The organism is Moorena sp. SIO4E2, assembly GCF_010671945.1.
In the GTDB taxonomy this organism is placed as follows: Bacteria; Cyanobacteriota; Cyanobacteriia; order Cyanobacteriales; family Coleofasciculaceae; genus Moorena; species Moorena producens.
The window spans coordinates 1-5626 of record NZ_JAAHIE010000477.1 but is presented as its reverse complement, the minus strand read 5'-3'; the positions used below and the strand labels follow the sequence as shown (position 1 = coordinate 5626).

The 5626-nt window shown below is 44.1% G+C and carries 4 protein-coding genes and 1 pseudogene; 2 read left to right on the top strand and 3 right to left on the bottom strand.

Annotation, left to right across the window (positions count from 1 at the left end; translation table 11 throughout):
* Window positions 1-304 precede the first annotated feature (304 nt).
* Window positions 305-1699, bottom strand: a complete 1395-nt coding sequence (locus F6K37_RS30925; RefSeq protein WP_008190251.1) for a bactofilin family protein — start codon at window positions 1697-1699, stop codon at window positions 305-307.
* A gap of 56 nt (window positions 1700-1755) precedes the next feature.
* Window positions 1756-1887, bottom strand: coding sequence for a hypothetical protein (locus F6K37_RS30920; RefSeq protein WP_008190253.1), 132 nt, complete (start codon window positions 1885-1887; stop codon window positions 1756-1758).
* A gap of 659 nt (window positions 1888-2546) precedes the next feature.
* Here F6K37_RS30920 and F6K37_RS30915 point away from each other — a divergent pair.
* Window positions 2547-4016, top strand: a complete 1470-nt coding sequence (locus F6K37_RS30915; RefSeq protein WP_287254360.1) for a putative Ig domain-containing protein — start codon at window positions 2547-2549, stop codon at window positions 4014-4016.
* A gap of 64 nt (window positions 4017-4080) precedes the next feature.
* A pseudogene (locus tag F6K37_RS44930) lies at window positions 4081-4167 on the top strand (hypothetical protein); the annotation flags it as partial.
* A gap of 111 nt (window positions 4168-4278) precedes the next feature.
* On the opposite strand, the gene F6K37_RS30910 reads toward F6K37_RS44930, so the two are convergent.
* The gene (locus F6K37_RS30910; protein ID WP_008190258.1) at window positions 4279-4566 is read right to left on the bottom strand and encodes a DUF433 domain-containing protein; all 288 of its coding nucleotides are present in this window, start codon (window positions 4564-4566) and stop codon (window positions 4279-4281) included.
* Between the last annotated feature and the right edge of the window lie 1060 nt (window positions 4567-5626).

Sequence of the window (5626 nt, the reverse complement as noted above, 5' to 3'; positions counted from 1 at the left end):
TAAAGGTACTTTTGTCTACACCTTCTAATCTGACATCGACACGGTCTTTAGGATCTAATTTCATCATTGCTGTAATCGATTGTGCTGTGGAATTTTTAATCAGCCCAGGTTCAACCACAATAATCGTTGTATTATTGTCATTACTATCACCATTATTATAAATGCCCACAATCACACCATCGCCCTGACCATTCCCTCCTGAAAATTGTAATGTGGCAGCAAAAAAGTAATAGCCTGATCTGGGGGCGATAAACGCATTGCTTTTATCATCAAAAACCTGGTAATGGTCATTCTTTTCAACAAATTATATGACATGGGTTCCTGAACTTTTAATATTTTGACCATCAAATTTTATGTCTGCATAAAATTTATATCCTGTTGCTGTGCCTCCGTCTGCAACAACACCCTGACTAATTTTGTTATCAACATAGGCTTTTACCGCCCTTTCGGTGGGTACGGCTGAATCACTGTTACCTTTAAGATTTTGATCATTGGAAAACTCATTGACTGCTACACCCAATTGCAGCTTCAGATTACCATTAACATCTAGATTTGCCTGTGGACTGGTTTTGTTAATACCAAGTCTGCCATTATTGGTATTGAAGTGCATCTTGATATTGTTAGAATTATCCTCAGGATTATTAAAATCACGGATGTAGAGATTATCATCAACGGCTATATAAGCCTGTCCACCGTAACGATAGAAGGCACCATCTTTATTTATATGCTGAGTGCGACTAAATCCACCCACATCAAGGGCTTGGGTCTTGGTAATCCCAGCAATGGTTAGGTTACCGGCAACTTGAAGGTTGCTGTTATCTAGAATGACTTGCCCAGTGCCTTTGGGACGAATCACAATATCTTGGCTAGCATTACTGCCAATCGCTTCAATACGGTTATAGCCAATCCCAATGCCTTGGGTGAGATTTTGGGCATAGAAGGCTCCAATATCAGCAGTTATCTGATTGTGGCTAGCTCTAACTCTGAGTTCACCCAGTTCAACATGAAGTTTCTTCTCTGGAGTGTCTATAGCGATACCAACATTGCCATTAACACTCAGGTCTTCGGCTATGTTCACACCATTAGCTATTTCCAGTTTCCTGGATGAATTTTGCGATCGCACTGTGCCATGAAAGGTAATCTGATCTTCATCCTGGTCTCCCAGTAACACATCTCCCGGTTGATGTTCAACGTCCCGAGCAATTACATCGCCTCGAAATGTTACATTTCCCTCTACCTCTAGATTCCCGGAGACTGTCACTGCTCCATTTAAATGGGTATCTCCCCCATCAACCTTAAGCTTGTAATTCCCTGGTTGTGTTGTGCCAATCCCAACCTTACCCTCAACGGTCAGGTTTTCCGAGACGTTTAAGGCATCCGCTATCCGCAGTGACCCAGATGAATGTTGCGATCGCACTGTGCCATAAATAGTCACTGTATCTTGATCGCTATTCCCTAGGGTGACGTTATCACTGACGGTTAGAGCACTCTCAATGGTCAAGGAGCCAGTCATGGTACCCCCGGATTGACTCACTACTCCAGTCAAGGGAGAGAAAATAGCGCGACGGTCTTCTACCAATTCCCACTTGCTGCCATCACAGCGCAGTAGGGCTAAGGGAGAGTAGTGATGACTAATGCCGTGGGGATGGGCTTTGTCTTGACTCCATTCAACGGTCTGTGAGGTTCGCGTCGGAATCAACCAATAATCCCCAGTTCTGTAGTTTCCGGATTCAAACTTAACTTCTAGGTCATTGTTTAACTGGATATATCCTTCATTACCTTTTCCATTACCGCCAACAGCGCCCGTAGGGGTTCCCCTTGGGCAAAATCTCGCTGCCGGTAGATCGCAGGTAATAGATTATATAGCCCCTCGGTTGATTGGTTCATCTTAGGAATACCATTGGTTTTTCACCAGGGAGCTCATCGAGAAACAGGACTTACGCATGCCCCCGTTGGTCCCCCACTGTCAAAAAGCGAAGCATCCGCGCTCTTCCCCCCCAGTATTGGGGGGTTAGGGGGGCAGGGGACTTTGACATCATTCCCCCCCAAACTTGGGGGGTTAGGGGGGCAAAACCAACTAAACTTCGTAAGTCCTATAAAAACTCAACAGTCAAAAATAACAGGATTTGATCAGATGCGCATCTTATGGTATTAAACAAAATATCTTCTCAATAAGGGGAGGAGGAAAGGTAATTGATAATTCCTGAAACCCTTATCTATCAAGATACACGAGCTTGTAAATCAAAAAAAATATCTAAAAAGCCTAAACTCCTATAAAATTAGAGTTTGGGCAAAATTTAAGATCTGCAAAGCCTTTGACCATACTTTAGCTACGGTTTCCACAAAGGGGACCATTGAGCTGTTTGCAGTTACTTGCAGCAAAACACAACAGGGCTACTCACACGTAGTACCGGATTAATCTGTAAACCATTAGTTGGAGGTGCAGCGGAAAGGGGCTGAGTGCGGTATTGCGTCCACACCTTGAAAGCCCCGTGCTAACTCTCACCCTTAGGGTGTAAGTGGTGTATTCTGCTGCGAAAATTTTGATGAAAAAAATCCGTATTGTTCTGTGGGCGGCACTATTGTCTTGTGCCATGCTCATGATTCCACAGCCAGCTCAGGCGATTGAAAGCGTAATCGAGCCGGTCAGTTACTTTGATACTGGCACAGAGGATTGGATCGTTGTTGACCTCAATGATCAAGAATTTGACCCCGAACAGTCTAAAATCTGTGGATTCATCACTGGTGGTTACATTCATAATGATGATCAAGTCGGTGATGGACCCTACGATTACGTTGCCCCCGAGAAGTTTGTTGGTGACAAATCCAGTTTTTTCAATGGAAACCTCAGGTTTTCTGTTCAGGTTAATTTGGAAAATAGCGATCAGATTACCGAGGATATCAATAGTTTAAATAACAGTTTAACAAATGGTTTAACCATAAGTGGTGGTGGTTTGGAACTACAGAACCATGTATCGACGCCCACTATAGACCAATGGACTCCCTACACCATACCTCTGAATGCAGAGGGTGGATGGATAAAAACTGACAGCAATGAAGCAGCGACGAATTTAGAGATAATGCAAGTGCTGACAGATTTGGATTATTTAAAGATTAATGGCGATTGGTTGACAAATACCAACAAAGACCGTTCCAGTCTCGACGAAGTTCGCTGGGAAAACTGTGGATCTCTCTACGTCTATGAACCCCCAAATAATTCTGCCCCTGTAGTGGCTAATCCCATTGGCGCTCAAAGCATTAACGAGAATGAGCCTTTTACCCTGACAATTGGGGAAGCAACATTTAGCGATCGCGATGGAGATAGTCTGAGCTTTAGTGCAACCATACCGAGCTGGTTGAATTTCGATGGCACTACGTTCAGTGGTACTCCCAGTAGCGAGGACATTGGCACAACCACAATTACTGTAACAGCGTCTGACGAGCTATGCAAAACTGTCAGCAATGGGTTTGAAATTCAGGTTAACCATGTTCCCGTGCCTACTGAAATTGCTAATTCAGTGGAGGATTTTTCTGACACTCAAGGAGAGCATAACTGGTTCTATGGCTACTACGATGGTTCCCTGACCAGTGCTGATTTCCATGAAATGCAGCAATACACTAAGGGGTCCTGGAAAGTGAAGCAAGGAAAATACTGGACTGAGCTATCTAGCACTATTGCTCATCCCAACGGTCCCAAAACCAGCGGTAGACGGCAAAGGGTTGAGCAGTGGGGAGTTCGTCGCTGGGTTAGTGACATTGAGGGGGAAGTTACGTTCAAGGGTCACCTGGCCAAGAAAGACCGTCGTACTGCCAGCGATGGTGTGATTGCCTATATCTTTGTTGATGGTACTAAAATTTGGTCTGATGCAATCGATGGCAGGGATGGTTTTGGGGTTGATTTCACTGTATCCAGCACAGTGCAAAAAGGGTCGGTAGTTGACTTTGCCCTGGCACCTGGCAATAGCGACTTTTTTGATAAGAGCATATTCACTATGAGCATCATTGGTTTGTTGTAGAGCTTAAGCAGTCAGCGGTCAGCGGTCAGCGGTCAGCGGTCAGCGGTCAGCGGTCAGCGGTCAGCGGTCAGCGGTCAGCGGTCAGCGGTCAGCGGTCAGCGGTCAGCAGTCAGCGGTCAGCGGTCAGCGGTTATGGGAGTCAGGAAATTAAGTACTGACTCCCTTGGCACCAGCTAATTCTATTTTTGGTTAATAGCTTGATTCAGCAACAGCGCGATGGCGAAGCGGTTCCAAAGGAACATCGCGTTTTTTTAGTTCACGATCAACCTAAGATAGACTTTACAGATGGATGCACCAATTCATCAGGGACTTGGTTCGGCTCAATGTATTCATTAATCTCACCCTGATTGTCAAGATAGAAACTTAAGGCATCAAATACTTGCGCCAGAGTCAAATGAGTTAGATGGTTTAGAATTTCTTCTGGCATAATACCCAAGCGCCATAAACCAACAATAGCACGCACAGATGTCCGAGTGCCGATGATGATTGGTTCTCCGTTCAAAATTTCCGGATTACGAGTAACGTAGCGCGAGATCGTTTTAGCAGTCATAAGGCTCTTTGCTTTGGGAAACCAGTGCTATGTCTAATTTACCAATAAGATCTAAGGTAAGCATATGCGCTACGCGCACGCTACTTGAGGTGCGGTCAGCGGTCAGCTGTCAGCTGTCAGCCGTCAGCTGACGTTAGCTGTATGGTTGTATTTTTTGAAAAAAGTTTATGGGAATTAGGTAATTCACTACTGACTTCCTTGGCACAAGCTAATTCTATTTTTGGTTAATAGCTTGATTCAGCAACAGCGCGATCGCTTTTAGCGTGGCCTACGGCCAATCGCGAAGCGGTTCCAAAGGAACATCGCGTTTTTTGATCAGAGTGGGAGAGTTTGAGAGGGAAAAGAATACCCCGTCCTCTTAGGTCTTGAAGTTACCGTAAGGATAGGGTCGCCTTAATCAATAAGTTTTAACCTTTTTCTGCATAACCTGCCTTGGGAGTTACCGTAAGACAGGGGAGCCTTATTACAAAATTTTTAACCTTTTTATTCATAACCTGCCGACCATAAAGGCTCCCCTGTCTAAGGTTTCATCTTTAACCATAAAGGCGACCCTATCTATCGGTTTCGTCTCTGGGGATGAATTTTCCCTCTCAAATAGTGTTAATATAAAAAGTAAGGGTCTCAAAAAAAACTGGGTATTGACCCTACTCAGCTACCCTGGCCATAGGCCACGCTACGGGAACGGTGCGCGGGAAAGTTACGCCCAGGTCGATAACAACCAACGGTGGTTGTGCAAAGGATACCCCATTCCTGCGACGGATGGGGAGGTTCAATTCACTGGTTCGTTATGTGGTTTTGGCATTTGGGCTTGGTGGTGATTATGCGTTCGCGTAGCGTGGCCTACGGCCAATCGCTACAGCCAACTCCTAACCTATCGCTATTTGTAGTGATATCTTTAGCATATTTACTTCTAATTGACAATCAGTATTTCAACTTATTTTTATAATCAACTATTAATCTTAATTTTCTCTTAATTATAAGTTTTACTTATAATAATATTTTTTGACAAAAAAATAACTTATAGAATCTAGTTTTTTATTTTTTGTGCTTAGACTAGTAA